The sequence below is a fragment of the Nesterenkonia sp. E16_10 genome, assembly GCF_017347085.1.
Classification (GTDB): Bacteria; Actinomycetota; Actinomycetes; order Actinomycetales; family Micrococcaceae; genus Nesterenkonia.
Genome location: NZ_JADPSA010000002.1, coordinates 108,079 through 124,195 on the forward strand (window position 1 = coordinate 108,079; position 16,117 = coordinate 124,195).

Annotated in this window: 15 protein-coding genes; 2 read left to right on the forward strand and 13 right to left on the reverse strand. The window is 68.9% G+C overall.

Annotated features, from left to right (window positions below):
* Positions 1–125: 125 nt before the first annotated feature.
* The 12 genes from I2487_RS01815 to I2487_RS01870 all read right to left on the reverse strand — a co-directional run bounded on the left by I2487_RS01815 (position 126) and on the right by I2487_RS01870 (position 11,488).
* On the reverse strand, positions 126–1,031 hold the full coding sequence (locus I2487_RS01815) for a glycine betaine ABC transporter substrate-binding protein (protein ID WP_207170559.1): 906 nt from the start codon (positions 1,029–1,031) through the stop codon (positions 126–128).
* 94 nt (positions 1,032–1,125) lie between these two features.
* Positions 1,126–1,854, reverse strand: coding sequence for an ABC transporter permease (locus I2487_RS01820; protein ID WP_207170558.1), 729 nt, complete (start codon positions 1,852–1,854; stop codon positions 1,126–1,128).
* Positions 1,851–2,528 carry an ABC transporter permease gene (locus I2487_RS01825; RefSeq protein WP_207170557.1) on the reverse strand — a complete coding sequence of 226 codons (678 nt, stop codon included), beginning with the start codon at positions 2,526–2,528 and terminating at the stop codon, positions 1,851–1,853. The genes I2487_RS01820 and I2487_RS01825 overlap by 4 nt, the downstream gene beginning before the upstream one ends.
* Complete coding sequence (locus tag I2487_RS01830) at positions 2,525–3,424, reverse strand: ABC transporter ATP-binding protein (RefSeq protein WP_207170556.1); 900 nt, start codon at positions 3,422–3,424, stop codon at positions 2,525–2,527. The genes I2487_RS01825 and I2487_RS01830 overlap by 4 nt, the downstream gene beginning before the upstream one ends.
* Complete coding sequence (locus I2487_RS01835) at positions 3,421–4,326, reverse strand: DNA-methyltransferase (protein ID WP_207170555.1); 906 nt, start codon at positions 4,324–4,326, stop codon at positions 3,421–3,423. Before I2487_RS01835 ends, I2487_RS01830 begins: the two co-directional genes overlap by 4 nt.
* A gap of 11 nt (positions 4,327–4,337) precedes the next feature.
* On the reverse strand, positions 4,338–6,110 hold the full coding sequence (locus tag I2487_RS01840; protein WP_207170554.1) for a DEAD/DEAH box helicase: 1,773 nt from the start codon (positions 6,108–6,110) through the stop codon (positions 4,338–4,340).
* Between the two features lie 11 nt (positions 6,111–6,121).
* Positions 6,122–6,355: a DUF3107 domain-containing protein gene (locus I2487_RS01845; protein WP_207170553.1), complete on the reverse strand. Its 234-nt coding sequence runs from the start codon at positions 6,353–6,355 to the stop codon at positions 6,122–6,124.
* Positions 6,356–6,462: 107 nt separating this feature from the next.
* Positions 6,463–7,113: a TetR/AcrR family transcriptional regulator gene (locus I2487_RS01850; RefSeq protein WP_207170552.1), complete on the reverse strand. Its 651-nt coding sequence runs from the start codon at positions 7,111–7,113 to the stop codon at positions 6,463–6,465.
* Positions 7,114–7,174: 61 nt separating this feature from the next.
* Positions 7,175–7,966 carry a carbohydrate ABC transporter permease gene (locus I2487_RS01855; RefSeq protein WP_255545856.1) on the reverse strand — a complete coding sequence of 264 codons (792 nt, stop codon included), beginning with the start codon at positions 7,964–7,966 and terminating at the stop codon, positions 7,175–7,177.
* Positions 7,967–8,064: 98 nt separating this feature from the next.
* Entirely contained in the window at positions 8,065–9,189 is a 1,125-nt protein-coding gene (locus tag I2487_RS01860; RefSeq protein ID WP_345941300.1) for a carbohydrate ABC transporter permease, read from the reverse strand.
* Positions 9,186–10,451 (reverse strand): sugar ABC transporter substrate-binding protein, encoded by a 1,266-nt coding sequence (locus I2487_RS01865; RefSeq protein WP_207170550.1) that lies wholly within the window; start codon positions 10,449–10,451, stop codon positions 9,186–9,188. Before I2487_RS01865 ends, I2487_RS01860 begins: the two co-directional genes overlap by 4 nt.
* Positions 10,448–11,488, reverse strand: coding sequence for a LacI family DNA-binding transcriptional regulator (locus I2487_RS01870; protein WP_207170549.1), 1,041 nt, complete (start codon positions 11,486–11,488; stop codon positions 10,448–10,450). The genes I2487_RS01865 and I2487_RS01870 overlap by 4 nt, the downstream gene beginning before the upstream one ends.
* A 137-nt stretch (positions 11,489–11,625) precedes the next feature.
* Between I2487_RS01870 and I2487_RS01875 the strand changes: the two genes are divergently transcribed.
* Positions 11,626–13,524, forward strand: coding sequence for an MGH1-like glycoside hydrolase domain-containing protein (locus tag I2487_RS01875; RefSeq protein WP_207170548.1), 1,899 nt, complete (start codon positions 11,626–11,628; stop codon positions 13,522–13,524).
* Positions 13,525–13,544: 20 nt separating this feature from the next.
* Here the strand turns inward: I2487_RS01875 and I2487_RS01880 are convergent, their stop codons facing one another.
* On the reverse strand, positions 13,545–14,402 hold the full coding sequence (locus I2487_RS01880; protein WP_207170547.1) for a PHP domain-containing protein: 858 nt from the start codon (positions 14,400–14,402) through the stop codon (positions 13,545–13,547).
* An 83-nt stretch (positions 14,403–14,485) separates the two neighbouring features.
* Between I2487_RS01880 and I2487_RS01885 the strand changes: the two genes are divergently transcribed.
* The gene (locus I2487_RS01885) at positions 14,486–16,078 is read left to right on the forward strand and encodes an aminopeptidase P family protein (RefSeq protein ID WP_207170546.1); all 1,593 of its coding nucleotides are present in this window, start codon (positions 14,486–14,488) and stop codon (positions 16,076–16,078) included.
* Positions 16,079–16,117 lie beyond the last annotated feature (39 nt).

The following is a 16,117-nucleotide window of genomic DNA, read 5'->3' on the forward strand; positions in this document are numbered from 1 at the left end:
GAGCCGGCCCCTCCCCCGAAGCAGAAAAATCGTAGACCTGTGGGTTTGTCGTAGAGCTCAAGCCCTACGATTCACCCCAGGTCTACGATTTTTCATGCCCGAGAGGGGATCTCCTCCGGGTCAGGTCAGTCCAGGCCCTGTTCGCTGAGCCAGTCGGCGGCGACGTCGGAGGCATCGGCCTGCTCGTCGACGCTCTGGGTGTTCAGCGAGATCAGCTCTTCGCTGGTCAGCGCGGCGTTGACCTCGTCGAGCACCGCGGCTGCGGCCTCGTCGACCCGTTCGGAGACCACCGGGAGCACGTTCTGCGGGAGCACCAGCTCCTCGGGATCCTCAAGCACCACGAGGTTCTCGGTCTCGATGTTCGGATCGGCGCTGTAGATGTCGGCGACCTCCACGTCCCCGCTCACCAGCGCGTCCACGGTCAGCGGCCCGCCGGAGTCCTGCACCGTGACCACGCTGATCTCCACGCCGTAGACGTCCTGGAGCCCTTCGGGGCCATAGGGGCGGGTCTCGAACTCGGAGTTCGCCGCGATGCGCAGATCTTCGATCCCGGCCAGGTCGGAGATCTCGGTGAGGTCGTTCTCCTCGGCGAACTCGGCGGTGACCACGAAGCTGTCCTGGTCGGTGGCCTCGGCGGGTTCCAGCACCCGCAGGCCCTCGGGCAGGGTCTCCTCCAGCGCGGCGGTGATCTCCTCCAGGGTCGCCGCCTCGGCCTCCTCGTCGTAGTACTGCAGGAAGTTGCCCGCGTACTCGGGGAAGATGTCGATGGCCCCGGATTCGATCTCCGAGACGTAGACCTCGCGCTGGCCGATGTCGAACTCTCGTTCCACCTCGATGCCCTCGGCCTCCAGCGCCTGGGCGTAGAGCTCCGCGATGATCGTGTTCGAGTAGTACTGCTGGGATCCGATCACCAGGGCCTCGCCCTGCTCAGCCTCTGCGTCATCGCCGTCGGCGAGCGGGTCTCCGCCGCCGCAGCTGCTCAGTGCCAGAGCGGCGATCGTTCCTGTGACCAAAAGTCCGGTGGTCTTCATAGTCGTCCTCTTTCTCTCGGCAGCTCCGACTTCGGCGGCAACTTGTCCTCGGGAGAAATCTTCGCAGAAACTTCAGCTCTCTGACGGAGTGTGATCAGTTCGCAGTCATATTCGCCCGGACTCTGCGCGAACGAGTGCCGGTGCTGGGGGCCTTTCCCGGCCCGGCAAGTCCAGGGACCCGGCGCAGCAGCCGCTGGGTGAGTCCAAAGGCGGTGTCCACCAGGATCGCGAGCAGGATCACCACCAGTGAGGCGCCGAGCATCACCGAATAGTCGTAGGTCTGCAGCCCCAGGAACAGCTGCCGTCCGAGCCCTCCGGCACCGACATAGGCGGCGAGCGTCGCGGTGGCGATGATCTGCAGCGCGGCGAGCCGCAGACCGCTCAAGATCAGCGGCAGGCCCAGCGGGATCTCCACCCGGGTGAGGACCTGCCAGCCGTTCATCCCCTGGGCGCGGGCGGCGTCCACGGTGGCCTGGTTCACCGATTCCACCCCGGCGTAGGCGCCGGCCAGCACCGAGGGTGCCGCCAGGACCACCAGCGCCACCATGGGTGCCGTGAGCCCGATGCCGGTGACCAGCGCCACCAGGGTCAGCAGGCCCAGCGTGGGCAGCGCGCGGGCCGCGCCGGTGGCCACGATCGCGATGCCGCGGCCCTTGCGGGTGTGCCCGATCGCCAGGCCCAGCGGCAGCGCGATCACCGCAGAGATGCCCAGCGCGATCAGCGTGTAGGCGAGATGCTCCAGGGAGCGCACCCAGAGCCCGCCGGGTCCGGTCCAGGCGTCAGCGGTGAGCAGCCAGTTCAGCGCCTCGAGGATGTTGCTCATGCCGCGACCTCCCGAGACCGGGCCAGCAGCGGACGACGACGACGGGTCTGCTGCCAGGGCATCAGCATCCGCCCGGCCAGGACCAGCAGCAGGTCACAGATCAGCGCGAGCACCACGGTCATCAGGATCCCGGCCACGATGGAGCCGATGATGTCCCGGGCGAACCCGTCGGTGAACAGCGAGCCCAGCGAGCTGACCCCGAGCACGGCGCTGACCGAGACCAGGCTGATCGAGCTCACGCAGACCACGCGCACCCCGGCGAGCAGGGCGGGACCGGCGAGCGGGAGCTCCACGGTGAAGAAGCGTCCGACCCCGGAGAACCCGATCGCGGTGGCGGAGGTGCGCACGTCGTCGGTGACCGCGTCCAGCGCTTCTGCGGCGGAGCGCACCATCAGGGCCAGGCCGAAGATCGAGAGCGCGATGACCACGTTGAGCGGGTCGCGCACCGAGGTGCCGATCAGCGCGGGCAGCAGGATGAACAGCGGCAGCGAGGGCACCGCGTAGAGCAGCCCGGTGCCGGTGAGCACCGGTTCGCGCAGCACCCGCACTCGGTTCGCGCCCCAGGCCAGCGGGATCGAGAGCACGAACGCGATGATCACCGCGGGCAGGCTCAGCGCCAGGTGCGCCAGGGTCAGCTCCCCGATCCGCGGGAGGTTGTCCAGGATCCAGGTCATGGGTGCTGGGAAGGGTTGGTCTGGTCAGCGTTGGTCTGGTCAGCGCTGGTCCGGACGCCGTTGGATCGTGCAGGCTCGGGCTGGGAGTCCACCAGGCCCAGGGGCCGGCCCTGGGCGTCGGAGATCAGCCAGCCGCCGTCGTCGGCCGTGGCCGCGGTGAGTGACCGCCGGCCCGAGTCCAGGCCCAGGAAGCGGGAGACGAACTCGTCCTGCTGGTTCTGCACCAGCTCGGCCGGGGTGCCCGCCGCGGCGACCTCGCCGCCGGCCTTGAGCACCACGATCTGGTCCCCCAGGGTCAGCGCCTCGTCGATGTCGTGGGTGACGAAGATGATGGTCTTCTTCAGCTCCGCCTGGACCCGGGAGAGCTCGCGCTGCAGCTCCACGCGCACCAGCGGGTCCACGGCGCCGAAGGGCTCGTCCATGAGCAGGATGTTGGGGTCGCTGGCGAGTCCGCGGGCGACGCCGACGCGCTGCTGCTGGCCGCCGGAGAGCTGGCCCGGGTAGCGCACGCCGAGCGAGGCGTCGAGGCCGACCACCTCCATCAGCTCGTAGCCGCGGGCCCGGGCGTCGGCGCGGGAGGCGCCGTTGAGCCGGGGCACGGTGGCGATGTTGTCGATGACCCGGCGGTGCGGCAGCAGCCCGGAATGCTGCATCACGTAGCCGATGCGGCGGCGCAGCGCGACCGGTTCGGCCTGGGCCACGTCTTCATCATCGATGAGCACAGCGCCGGTGCTGGGTTCCACCATCCGGTTGACCATGCGCAGCAGCGTGGTCTTCCCGCAGCCGGAGGAGCCCAGGAGCACCGTGGTGGTGTGCGAGGGCACGGTGAGGCTGAAGTCCTGGACCGCAGCGGTCCCGTCCGGGTAGGTCTTGGTGACCTGCCGAAATTCAATCATGACGCCTCCATCAATGCCTGTCGGTGGACCTGCGCATGCTCGCCCAGACGATTCTCCATCACATCCATGGCCTGCGGGGAGGAATCGATGCAGATGAAGCGACGTCCGGTCTCCACGGCCACCGCGCCCAGGGTCCCGGAGCCGGCGAAGAAGTCGAGCACCCAGTCCCCCGGGTTCGAGGAGGCCTGGACCATACGGCGCACCAGCCCCACCGGCTTCTGGGTGGGGTAGCCGGTCTTCTCCCGGCCGGTGGGCGAGACGATGGTGTGCCACCAGACATCGGTGGGCAGCTTGCCCAGCGCGACCTTCTCGGCGGTGACCAGGCCCGGTGCCATATACGGCTCGCGATCCACGGCCTCGGCGTTGAAGATGTAGCCCGCGGGGTTCTTCACATAGACCAGGATGGTGTCGTGCTTGGTGGGCCAGCGCTTCTTGGTGCGCCCGCCGTAGTCATACGCCCAGATGATCTCGTTGAGGAAGCACTCCCGCCCGAAGATCGCGTCGCACAGGACCTTGGCGTAGTGCACCTCGCGGTAGTCCAGGTGCAGGTAGAGGGTGCCCTCATCGGCGAGCAGCCGCCAGGCCTGGAGCAGCCGGGGCTCGAGGAACTCCCAGTAGTCGGTGAAGGAGTCGTCGTATTCGGCCAGCGCACGGCGAACCGTGTCGTAGCTGCGTCCGGCGAAGCCCACCCGGTTGCCCTCACCGTCGGGGCGCCGGGTGTTGGTGGTCTTGGTGGCCCGCTGGGCCCGCCCGGTGTTGAAGGGCGGGTCCAGGTAGATCACGGTGAAGGCACCGTCGGGCAGGTCCGGCAGGAGCTCGAGGTTCTCCCCCTCGAGCACCTGCGAACCACCGGCGGGGTCGAAGCCGCGGCTGCGCGCCGCAGCACTCTCCCCGGCACTCACATCGTTGCCGTTCAGCTCTCGCTGGAGGTGTTCTCGCCGCCGGACCCGGAGCCGCCGCGACGACGACGCCGCCGCCTGGGCTGGGTGGCGGAGTCTGAACCCTCAGAGGACGCAGCAGAGGCGGCAGGCTGACCCTGCTGCGTCTGCTGGGCTGCGGAGCCGGCGTCCTCGCCGCCGCGGGTGCGGCGACGGTTGCGGCTGCGCGGAGCGGCTGCGCCCTCGGCTGCGGAGTCCTGACCGGTGCTCTCGCTGCGGTCACGACCGCGGCCGGAGTCCCGGCCGCCGGAGCGTCCGCCGCGTGAGGAGTCGCGATCGCGTCCGCCACGGCCGCCGTCGCGGTCACCGCCGCGTCCGCCGTCGCGTCCTCCTCGCCCGCCGTCGCGGTCACCGCGTCCGCCGCTGGACTTCCGCTTCTCGGGACCGCCCAGGTCCTCGAGCTCCTCGGCGTCCAGGCCGGCCTTGGAGCGCTTATGCCGGGGCAGGCGCCCCTTGGTGCCCTTGGGGATGTCGAGGTCCTCGTAGAGGTGCGGCGAGGAGGAGTAGGTCTCGATGGGCTCCGGGATGCCCAGGCCGAGGGCCTTGTCGATGAGCTTCCACTTGGGCATGTCCTCCCAGTCCACGAAGGTCACCGCGATGCCGGTCTTGCCCGCGCGGCCGGTGCGGCCCACCCGGTGCAGATAGGCCTTCTCATCATCGGGAGCGGTGAGGTTGATGACGTGGGTGATGTCGGTGACGTCGATGCCGCGGGCGGCGACGTCGGTGGCGACCAGCACGTCGATCTTTTCGTTGCGGAAGGCGCGCAGCGCCTGCTCGCGGGCACCCTGGCCCAGGTCGCCGTGGATCGCGCCGGCGGCGAAGCCGCGGGACTGCAGCTCCGCGGAGAGCCGATCGGCCTGGCGCTTGGTCCGGGTGAACACGATGGTGCGACCGCGGCCCTCGGCCTGGAGCAGGCGGGCGATGACCTCGTCCTTGTCCAGGTGGTGCGCGCGGTAGACCAGCTGCCGGATGTCCTTCTTGGTGATGCCCTCGTCCAGCGGATCCGCCGCGGAGATGTGCGTGGGCTTGGACATGTAGCGGCGCGCCATGGCGACCACCGGGCCGGGCATGGTGGCGGAGAACAGCATGGTCTGGCGACCGACCTCCGGGACGGCGGAGAGCAGGGTCTCCACGTCGGGGAGGAAGCCGAGGTCGAGCATCTCGTCGGCCTCGTCGAGGACCACGATGTTGACGTTCTTCAGCTTCAGGTGGCGCTGCCGGTGCAGGTCGATCAGCCGGCCGGGGGTGCCCACGACGATCTCGACGCCGCGGTCCAGCTCTTCGATCTGCGGCTCGTAGGCGCGGCCGCCGTAGATGGTGGCCACGCGGATGCCGCGGCGTGCCGCGGCGACCTTGATGTCGGAGGCCACCTGCACGGCGAGCTCGCGCGTGGGGGCCACGATCAGCGCCTGGGGCGCTCCGGGGGCCGGGAGCTCGTCATAGCCGGCGTCGTCGGGGCTGGTCACCCGCTGGATGGCGGGGATGCCGAAGCCCAGGGTCTTGCCGGTGCCGGTCTTGGCCTGGCCGATGATGTCGTAGCCGCCCAGCGCGATCGGCAGGGTCTCCGCCTGGATCGGGAAGGGGGTGGTGATCCCCTTGGCGGCCAGGGCCTCGACGATCTCGGGGCGCACGTTGAAGTCTGCGAAGGTGAGGCTGGAGGCTTCGACGGCCTCGACGAGCTCGGGGTCAACGGCGGAGATGTTGTCGTCAATCTCGGCGGCTGAGGACTCGGTGGTCTGTTCAGTCATAGGTACTTTCATTAGGCGACCGCGGCTGCGAAGCCCACGGTCTGTTTGGTGTCGGAGCCGATCTCCACATAGCCGATGGACGCGACGGGCACGACGATCTTCTTGCCGCGGCGGTCTTCCAGGCTGAGCAGCGACTGTGAGCCTTCGATGGCGGTGGCCACGGCCTGCTCGATCTCTTCGGGCTTGGCGTCGGTCTCGATGACGATCTCGCGAGAGACGTGCTGAATGCCGATACGTACTTCCATGCCAACTCCTTGAATCTATGGGCTGCGCCCACTTCGAAGAGTTCCGCAGCTGCCCGGATGCGGGAGCGTGCAGAGAAGCGGGCGGATTTACCTGCCCCCGAGTCTACCTACCTTGCGCTGTCTGCGCTTTCAGACTCTTTCGGGAAGCCCGAGATTCCGCGCCAAGCCAAACGTGCGGTCAGCTGGGCGGAGACCTCACGGTCCGGGCGCTCGGAGAGCCGGCTCCAGTGCCGGGCCGCGGAGAGCGCCATGCCGATGAGGCCGTGGCCCAGCATCGTGGCCTCGGCCATCGGCTGTCCGGTGTCATCGGCGATGACCTCGGCGATCGCGCCGGCCATGTCGTCGTGGAATCGCTCGAGCCGGTCCTCGACCTCTTCGTCGTTGTCCATGCCCGAGGTGAAGACCAGCCGGTAGGCCTCGTCCTTGCGGGAGATGAACTCGTAGAAGGCCCCCATGGTGGCCTGCACCCGGTCCTTGTTGTTCTCACAGGTCGACAGCGCCTGGGTGAGCTCATGCTCCAGGGCGCCCAGGTGGGTGTCCAGCAGTCCCAGGAACAGCTCGTGCTTGCCGGGGAAATGCTGGTAGAGCACCGGCTTGGAGACCTGGGCGATCTCGGCAATGTCATCCATCGACGCGCCGTGATATCCCCGGGCCACGAAGACCTGCAGCGCGCACTCCAGCAGCTGGGTCCGGCGCTGTTCCCGGGGCAGCCGCTTGGCGCGCACGACGCCGGCGGGATCTCTGGTGCTCTGAGTCATGGGGACAGTCTATTCAGGGCCGGGGCCGGGACCACCGGGACAGCGGCCACCGGGCCGGAGCTCAGCCCTTCTCCGCTCCGGCGTTCGCCCCCTGGGTGAAGTAGCGCTGGAACACGATGAACACCAGCGCCGTCGGGATGGTCATCAGCAGCGCCGCCGCCATCGCCACCGGATATTGGTTCCCCGAGCCCAGCCCTCCGGTGGTGAAGCCGGCGACGCCGCGGGTCAGCGTGTAGAGGTCTGGATCGTTGGTGGCCACGATGAAGTGTCCCAGCTCGTTCCAGGACCCCTGGAAGGACAGGATGGTCAGGGTGATCAGCGCCGGCTTGGCCATCGGCAGCACCACCGACCAGAAGGTCCTGAAGGTGCTGGCCCCGTCGATCCGCGCCGCCTCCTCCACCGATTCCGGGATGGTCTCGAAGAACTGCTTCATGATGAAGATGCCCGCGGCGTCGATCATCAGCGGCACGATCAGCGCCGGGTAGGTGTTGTAAATCCCGACGTAGTTCAGGATCAGGAACTTCGGGATCAGCAGCACGATCCCGGGGACTGCCATGACCGCGAGCAGACCAGTGAACAGCGCGATCCGTCCGGTGAACTTCAGCCGGGCCAGCGCGTAGCCGGCGAGGGAGCAGAAGAACACCCGCCCGAGGGTGACGCAGAGCGTGACGATCACACTGTTGGTGAACCAGGTCGGATAGTTGGAGCTGAACAGCGTCTCCCACGCCCCGGTGGTGAAGGGGTCGGGGGTCAGCGAGAGCGCGTTGCCGGTCGCATCCGGGTCGGTCTTGAACGAGGTGACCAGCTGGATGATGAAGGGATAGATGTAGAGCAGCGCGAAGAAGATCAGCATCCCGTAGAACCAGAACTTCTTCCCCCGAGAGGGCCTGCCCTCCCCCACCGCGGCCACCACGGGCCGGATCGGGGTGCGGTCGTCCTTGCTGAGTGCACTCATGAGCTCTGCGCCTTTCGCTGGGTCTCTTCGACGATCGCTCGGGTCCGGCGGCTCCGCTGCCGCCGTCGCACGCCGCGATCGGCGCGCTTCTGGGCCGAGACGTCCTTATCGCGCATCAGCCAGCGCTGGGTCGTGGTCAGGATGAAGATGATCGCGAAGAGGATGAAGGCGATGGCCGCACCCTGGCCCCAGTCACCATTGGTGAAGGCCGCCTGGTAGGACAGATACGCCGGGGTCAGGGTGGTCTTGGCGGGCCCGCCCTGGGTCATGACATACATCTGATCGAAGACCTGCCAGGTCCCGATGAAGCCCAGGGTCACCACCAGCAGGATGGTCGGGCGCAGATGCGGCACCGTGACGTTCATGAAGCGCTGCCACTTATTGGCGCCGTCGACCATCGCCGCCTCCTCGACCTCCACCGGCAGGTCCTGCAGACCCGCGAGGAAGAGCAGCATGAAGGTCCCGGCGGTGGTCCAGATGACCTGCATCATGATCGCGCTCAGCGCCACCGAGGGCCCGGAGAACCACTCCCAAAAGGAGAGCCCCATGACCGAGGGCTCGGTCATCCAGGAGGGCGGGGCAGCCAGGCTCCACAGTCCGACGGCGTCGCCGAAGATGTGGATCAGGCCGCGAGAGTCCTGGAACCAGTTGGGGCCGTTGACCCCGAACCAGCCCAGCACGTTGTTGATCGCCCCGCTGCCGGCGAAGAGGAACAGGAACAGCAGCGAGATGGCGACCGAGGAGACCACCGAGGGGAAGTAGAAGGCGGTGCGGAAGAACGTGCGGCCCTTCAGGAACCGGTTGTTCAGCAGCACCGCAAGGCTCAGCGCCAGGATGGTCTGCAGCGGCACGACGCCCAGGACGTAATAGAAGGTGTTGCGGAAGGAGATCATCAGGTCCTGGCGGGCCAGACCGGGATCCGCGAGCAGCGCGTTGTAGTTCTCCGTGCCGATGAAGTTCACATCACGCGAGATGGGGCTGCCGCTGCCGCTCCAGTCGCTGAGCGAGACCCACAGCGCCATGCCGATCGGCGCGACGAGGAACACGCCCAGCACCAGGATGGCCGGGCTGACGAAGAGCCACCCCGCGCCCTGCTGGCGCTGTGGGTCTCGAGTTCTCACTGCTCCAGCACCGCCGAGGCGTTGGAGTCGAAGCTCTCCATCATCTGCTGCAGGTCTGCGCTGCCGATGCCCTCGAGCTGCGAGTTCAGATCCGCCACCACCTGGGTCATGTCCGGGGCGTTGACCGGGCCGCGGCCGTAGTCGCCGCCGGCGATGAACGGTGCGTCCTCGGGGAAGGCCGAGGAATAGTCCTCGGTCGCGGCCTGGCGCGAGGGCATCACGCCGAAGGCCTCCGCGAACTCCAGCTGCTGCTCCGGTGTGGAGAGGTGGTTCACCAGGTCGACGGCCTGAGTCTGCGCCTCGGAGTCGGCTGCGACGCCCCAGCACTGGCTGAACAGCAGGGTGCCCGGTCCTGCCGAGCCCTCGGGGAGCTCGGCGACGGTGTAGTCGACGTCCGGGTAGTCGTTGCTCATGGCGCCGCGGATCCAGTTGCCCTCGATGGTCATCGCGGCGCGCTCGGTGCCGAAGGCCTCCCCACCCCAGCCGGCGTCGACGTCCCCGGCATAGGCGAAGCTGCCCTCGGCGATGTTCTCCTTGACGTACTCCAGACCTGCCAGGACCTCCTCGCTGGTGCCGGTGGGCTCGGTGGCGTCCTCGTTGAGCCACCATCCGCCGTTGCCGACCACGAAGGCGCCGACCCGGTCCACGCCGGGTGAGAAGACCAGGCCGGTGGTGTCGCCCTCGGTGAGGGTCTCGGCGACCTGGGCGAGCTCCTCGTAGGTGGTGGGGATGTCCTCGTCGGTCAGACCGGCGGCCTCCCACTTCTCGGTGTTGATCTGCAGCCCCAGGGTGGAGAAGTCCTTGGGCGCACACCACTGGGTGTCCTCATAGGTGAAGGCCTCCTGCAGGGCGGGGAAGTAGTCCTCGTTGTCCTGCGCCTCGTAGGCGTGGAGGTTCCCGTCCGAGGCCTGCTGCGCGACCTGGGCCGCGTCGAGGTAGAAGATGTCCGGCGGGTTGCCGCCGGCGAAGCCCTGGGCCAGCTCCTGGTTCATGTCGGCGGCCACCCGGACCTCCACCTCGTTGCCCGAGGCCTCGGCCCACTCTGCCGCGGCCTCTTCCACTGCGGCGGTCTCGGCCTCGCCGGAGGAGGCGATCAGCATCACCAGGCTGGCTTCGCCTTCGGCGGAGGTGGCCTCCTCGGCGTCGCCGGTGTCCTGGTCATCGAAGCCGTCGCCGCCGCAGGCGGTGAGCGCGAGGGCGCTGAGGAGTCCCACCGCGAAGGGTGCGGCGAGGCGGTTCTTCTGGTTCTTCTGGTTCTTCATGGTGTGCCTTTCGTTGATGTGGTGACGGTGCTGGCACCAACAGTGAGGGTCGGGAGGAACAGTGCGCCCCGGGTGGGAGCGGGGGCGCCGGCGAGCTGGTCATGCACGAGGGTCAGCAGGTGTTCGGCGATCTCATCCAGCGGCTGGACCAGGGTCGAGATGCCGTGCAGCTGGGCCGTGGCCGAGCCGTCGAAGCCGGTGATGCCGATGTCGCGTCCGGGCCGCCAGCCTCGCGCCAGGGCTGCCTGCTGGACTCCGAGGGCGAGCACGTCGGAGGCGCAGACGATGGCGTCCCCGACCGCAAGGCCATCCAGCAGCCGCTCTGCGGCGCTGATCGCCTGCCTCAGCGACTGCGGGGCAGCCGCCTCCGGGCCCAGGGCGAGGCCATGCTGTTCGACACCTGCGAGCCAGCCGAGCCGGCGGTCGTCACCGACCGCGGAGCCGGCGGGCCAGCCCAGGAAGCCCACGGTGCGGAACCCGGTCTCGGCCAGGTGCGCGACGGCGGCGCTCGTGCCGGCGGAACCGTCGACGTCGGCCCACCACACTCGCGAGGAGTCGTCATAGATCCGCCCGAAGGAGGCATAGGGGATGCCGGCCTGCTCCAGCCAGTCGGGGCGCGGATCGGCGGGGTGGGTGTCGGTGAGCACGAAGGCGTCGACCAGGCGTCGCCGGACCATGTCCTGGTAGCCGCTGAGCATCGGGAACGCCTCTCGGGAGGCGAAGGGCACCATATGGCAGGCGTGGCCCGGGGCGGCGAGGGTCAGCGCGGTGAGGAAGGGCAGGGCCACGTCGCTCGGGGTGCCGGTGACCGCGTTGAGCTCGGTGCCCACCGCGCCCGCCCGCTGGTGGCGCAGCGTGCGGGCGGCGCTGGAGGGGCGGTAGTTCAGCTCCTCGACGACCTGGAGCACTCTCGAGAGGGTGTCGGGGCTGACCCGTTCGGGGCTGTTGATCGCATTGCTCACGGTCTGGCGGGAGACTCCGGCGGCTCGCGCGACATCGACGATCGTGGCGCGTGCCGGGTGGGGCGTGTTCAACATCAGCTCACCTTGATTCTTGATCTTCAGGTCGATGTGGGTAGCATTAGATCGTTCATTTGAACGTTCATAATGTGTCCCAAGTCATAATGGACCGGCGGCGATCGCCTGTCAAGACGAAGCAAAGATCTGGAGCTCTCATGTCCGAACAGCAACCCTGGCTGCACGATCTGGAGATCGCCGTGAACGGCCCGGCGACGGCGCTGAGCACCAGATCGGGCCAGATGGGCGACGGCGCCACCGGATGGATCGTCGATGATCGCCGGATCCTGCGCAGCCTGCATGCCAGCCTCTCGACCCAGGACACGGTGCCGGTCGCGGCCTCCAGCTCCGGGCCCACCTCACATTTCTGGGGCGCGGCTCGGCACCTGGGAGATCCCGGAGCCGACCCGACCGTGGATGTGCACCAGAAGACCCACGTCGGACTGCATGAGTTGCTCGTGGAGATCACGGTCAGCTCCCGCGCCTCGGAACCGGTCATCACCGACCTGCTGGTGACCGTGGGTGCCGACGGCATCGACCTCTCCGAGGTCAAGGGCGGCCAGGTCACCGGCGCCGCCCCCTCGATCACGCTCCAGGATCAGGTCTTCTGGCAGGATGCACGCCACCGCACCACCGTGCACCCGAGCCCTGCACCGCAGGCGGTGGAGCAGCTGGACCCGAGTCGCTTCCGGCAGACCTGGCCGCTGCGGCTGAACCCTGGGCAGAGCACCACCGTGAGCCTGCGCTTCGAGGCGATCCGGACCCGCGCCAGCGCCCACGACGCCGACTCCGGAGCCGCGGCATGTGACTGGGACGGTCTCGAGGTGACCGGTGACGACGCCTGGCGGGATCTGATCCAGACCAACTTCAGCGACCTGAAGCACCTGCTGCAGAGGGATCCAGAGGCCCCGGAGGACGTCTACGCCGCCGCCGGCACCCCCTGGTACCTGACCCTCTTCGGGCGCGACTCGATCTGGGTGGCCCGCATGATGCTGCCCTACAGCCCGGGCCTCGCCCGCGGCACGCTGCGGACGCTGGCACGACGCCAAGCCCGCTCAGCCGACCCGGCCACGGCCGCCGAGCCCGGCAAGATGCTCCATGAGGTGCGCCGTGAGATCTACGCCCACGGCGAGATGGAGCTCCCCACGGTCTACTACGGCACGGTCGATGCGACCCCGCTGTGGATCGTGCTGCTGCATGAGGCCTGGCAGGCCGGGCTCGACCTCGGCGAGGTCCGCGAGCTGCTGCCGACCCTGCGCGCGGCCCTGGACTGGCAGGCCGAGGCGGTGAACGCCTCCAGCGACGGGTTCCTGCGCTATGTCGATCACAGCGGCAAGGGGCTGAGCAACCAGGGCTGGAAGGACTCCGGCGATTCGATGCGCCGGGCCGACGGCTCCATCGCCCCGGCACCCATCGCCCTGCTGGAGGCCCAGGCCTATGCGGTCCAGGCCGCCCATGGCGCGGCCGAGCTGCTCGACGCCCTGGGTGAAGCTGGGGCACAGGACTGGAGGACCTGGGGCCGGTCCCTGGCCCAGCGGGTCCGCGAGCGCTTCTGGGTCGAGCGCGACGGTGAGCGCTACCTGGCGATGGGCCTCGACGCCGTCGGAGACCCCATCGATGGAGTGGGCAGCAACATGGGCCACGCACTGGGCACCGGATTGCTGAGCGATCAGGAGGAGAAGCTGGTCGTCGAGCGGCTCACCCGTCCGGACATGCTGCGTCGCTTCGGCATCGGGACGCTCTCGGCAGAGAACCCGGCCTATAACCCCACCGGATATCACACCGGCTCGGTGTGGGTCCACGACACCGCCATCATCCTGCGCGGCATGGCGCAGGGCGGCTACACCGAGGAGGCCGACCAGGTCTTCGACGCGCTGGTTCGGCTGAGCGCGCGCAGCCAGCACCGCTTCCCGGAGCTGATCGCCGGGGAGCCCGTGGGACAGGACCCGGTGCCCTATCCGGCGGCCTGCCGACCGCAGGCGTGGTCTGCCGCCAGCGCCGCGGTGCTGCTGGAACACACCCAACGGCGTCACACCCGCCAGGACCTAAGGGGCTAGGGGTCTAGGGGTCTAGGGGTCTAGCGGCGCCTGGGGCGGATCGGCTCGCTCCCGGTGGCCAGCGCACACAGCGCCTCCACCGTCTCCCAGGGGGTGGTGTTCTCCCCGAGGAGGTTGTCCTTGCCGGTCCCGTGGTAGTCCGAGGAGCCGGTGATGAGCAGGTCGTGGCGGGCCGCGAGCTCGCGGAGCACCTCACGGCCGGGCTCGGGGTTGTCCCGGTGGTAGACCTCCACGCCGGCGAGACCGGCGGCGACCATATCCTCGAGCTGCTCGGCGCTGACCGTGCGACCGCGCGCCGAGGCCATGCCGTGGGCCAGCACCGGCACTCCCCCGGCCGCGCGCACCAGCCGGATCGCCGTCGCCGGGTGCATGTTGTCCTGACCCACGTAGTAGGGCGAGGCCGCATGCAGCAGGTGATCGAAGGCCTCCTGCCGGTCCGCCACAGCGCCGATCCCGACCAGGGCGTCGGCCAGGTGCGGGCGCCCGACCGTGGCTCCCGCGCTGACATGCTGCTCCACGGTCTCCCAGGTCAGCGGGAAGTCCACCGAGAGCCGATCAGCGATCCGTCGCGCGCGGTGCAGCCGACCGTCCCGGGCCTGCGCGACCGCGGAGGCGAGCCCCGGGTGCCGCGGGTCATGGAGGTAGCTCAGCAGGTGGACGCTGACCCCGTTCTCGGTCAGCGTGGTGATCTCCATGCCCGGCAGCAGGGTGATCCGATGCTCCCGGGCGGCCGCGATCGCCGCGTCCCAGCCGGAGGTGGTGTCGTGATCGGTCAGCGCGAGCCCCTGCAGTCCGGCGGCCGCCGCAGCGGCGATCACCGCGGCGGGAGACTCGGTGCCGTCGGAGACGTGTGAATGGGTGTGCAGGTCCACGCTCATGGCCTCAAGCCTACCGGCCAGCCCACGGCAGGACCGGCGCCGCGCACCTGCCTCAGCGGGCGGGCCCGCCTAGACTGGATTCCATGACCAGTTCAGACAAGCATGAAGAGTTCGACGTCGTCGCCGGCGCCTCCGCAGTCGGCTTCACCCCCGCTGACGCGCAGGAGCTCGGGGACCGGGTGAACAACCGCTCGCAGCGACCCACCTCCGAGGCGTTCAAGGAGTTCATGGCCTCCAGCTGGGCCCCGGCGGAGCCGGTCCAGCATGAGCGCGATGAGGTCGCCGAGCATGCGGCCGCGCGCCGCAGCGCGGTCTCCGCGCAGTTCCCCAACGAGCGGCTGGTGATCCCGGCGGGGCCGCACAAGGTCCGCTCCAATGACACCGACTACCGGTTCCGGCCACATTCCGCCTTCGCGCACCTCTCCGGGCTCGGTGTGGACCACGAACCCGGCGCGGTGCTGGTCTTTGAACCGGTGGAGGACGGCACCGGAGATCACGGCTCCGGGCATGAGGCCACGCTCTACTTCAAGCCGATGGCGGGTCGGGACACTCAGGAGTTCTACGCCGACGCGCGGCACGGGGAGTTCTGGATCGGGCCCCGGCCCGGGCTGGAGGAGTTCTCCCAGCGGCTCGGGCTGCGCACCGAGGACGCCGGCGCCCTGGAGGTGGCCGTGACCAAGAACGCCGGGCCGGTGGAGTTCGGCGGCACCCGGATCAGGCTGCTGCGCGAGGTCGACCTGGACGTGGACGCCCTGGTGGACACCTCCCGGATCAACACCACCGTGGACCTGGAGACCTCCGACGCCTACGACGGCGAGCTCGCTGAGGCGCTCTCGGAGCTGCGCCTGGTCAAGGACGCCTGGGAGATCTCCCAGATGCGGGTCTCGGTGGAGGCCACCATCGCCGGCTTCCACGACGTCGTCGCGGTCCTGCCCCGAGCGGCAGAGCACGCGCGGGGCGAACGGATCGTAGAAGGAGCCTTCTTCGCCCGCGCGCGCCTGGAGGGCAACGACCTCGGCTACGACACGATCGCGGCCTCCGGGAACAACGCCACCGTGCTGCACTGGATCCGCAACCACGGTGCCGTGCGACGCGGAGACCTGTTGCTGCTCGACGCGGGAGTCGAGGCCGACTCGCTCTACACCGCCGACATCACCCGCACGCTTCCGGTCACCGGGGAGTTCTCCCCCAACCAGCGCAAGATCTATGACGCGGTCCTGGCCGCGGCGGATGCCGCCTTCGCGGTGGTCCGGCCCGGGATCAGGTTCCGGGACATCCACACCGCCGCGGTGCGGGTGCTCGCGGAGCATCTTGATGACTGGGGCCTGCTCCCGGTCAGCCTCGAGGAGGCGCTGGAGGAGACCGGCCAGCATCATCGCAGGTGGATGCCACACGGCACCAGCCACCACCTTGGCCTGGATGTCCACGACTGCGCGCAGGCGAAACGTGAGCTCTACCTCGACGGGGTGTTGGAACCCGGAATGGTCTTCACCATCGAACCCGGCCTCTATTTCAAGAATGAGGATCTCGCGGTGCCGGCGGAGTTCCGAGGCATCGGTATCCGCATTGAAGATGACGTGTTGGTCACCGAGGACGGCGCGGAGAACCTCTCCGCCGCCCTGCCGCGCTCCGCGGAGGAGATCGAGCAGTGGATGCAGGGAATCTGGAGTTCCTGAGGACGGTGTTCTTCAACGGTTGAGAAGTATGCTAAAGCG

What these genes read in the sequence shown, in the direction of transcription:
- I2487_RS01815 (WP_207170559.1), bottom strand. Translation starts at nt 1,031, where the DNA reads ATGAAGACCACCGGACTTTTGGTCACAGGAACGATCGCCGCTCTGGCA.
- I2487_RS01820 (WP_207170558.1), bottom strand. Translation starts at nt 1,854, where the DNA reads ATGAGCAACATCCTCGAGGCGCTGAACTGGCTGCTCACCGCTGACGCC.
- I2487_RS01825 (WP_207170557.1), bottom strand. Translation starts at nt 2,528, where the DNA reads ATGACCTGGATCCTGGACAACCTCCCGCGGATCGGGGAGCTGACCCTG.
- I2487_RS01830 (WP_207170556.1), bottom strand. Translation starts at nt 3,424, where the DNA reads ATGATTGAATTTCGGCAGGTCACCAAGACCTACCCGGACGGGACCGCT.
- I2487_RS01840 (WP_207170554.1), bottom strand. Translation starts at nt 6,110, where the DNA reads ATGACTGAACAGACCACCGAGTCCTCAGCCGCCGAGATTGACGACAAC.
- I2487_RS01845 (WP_207170553.1), bottom strand. Translation starts at nt 6,355, where the DNA reads ATGGAAGTACGTATCGGCATTCAGCACGTCTCTCGCGAGATCGTCATC.
- I2487_RS01850 (WP_207170552.1), bottom strand. Translation starts at nt 7,113, where the DNA reads ATGACTCAGAGCACCAGAGATCCCGCCGGCGTCGTGCGCGCCAAGCGG.
- I2487_RS01855 (WP_255545856.1), bottom strand. Translation starts at nt 7,966, where the DNA reads ATGCTGATCTTCTTCGCGCTGCTCTACATCTATCCCTTCATCATCCAG.
- I2487_RS01865 (WP_207170550.1), bottom strand. Translation starts at nt 10,451, where the DNA reads ATGAAGAACCAGAAGAACCAGAAGAACCGCCTCGCCGCACCCTTCGCG.
- I2487_RS01870 (WP_207170549.1), bottom strand. Translation starts at nt 11,488, where the DNA reads ATGTTGAACACGCCCCACCCGGCACGCGCCACGATCGTCGATGTCGCG.
- I2487_RS01875 (WP_207170548.1), top strand. Translation starts at nt 11,626, where the DNA reads ATGTCCGAACAGCAACCCTGGCTGCACGATCTGGAGATCGCCGTGAAC.
- I2487_RS01880 (WP_207170547.1), bottom strand. Translation starts at nt 14,402, where the DNA reads ATGAGCGTGGACCTGCACACCCATTCACACGTCTCCGACGGCACCGAG.
- I2487_RS01885 (WP_207170546.1), top strand. Translation starts at nt 14,486, where the DNA reads ATGACCAGTTCAGACAAGCATGAAGAGTTCGACGTCGTCGCCGGCGCC.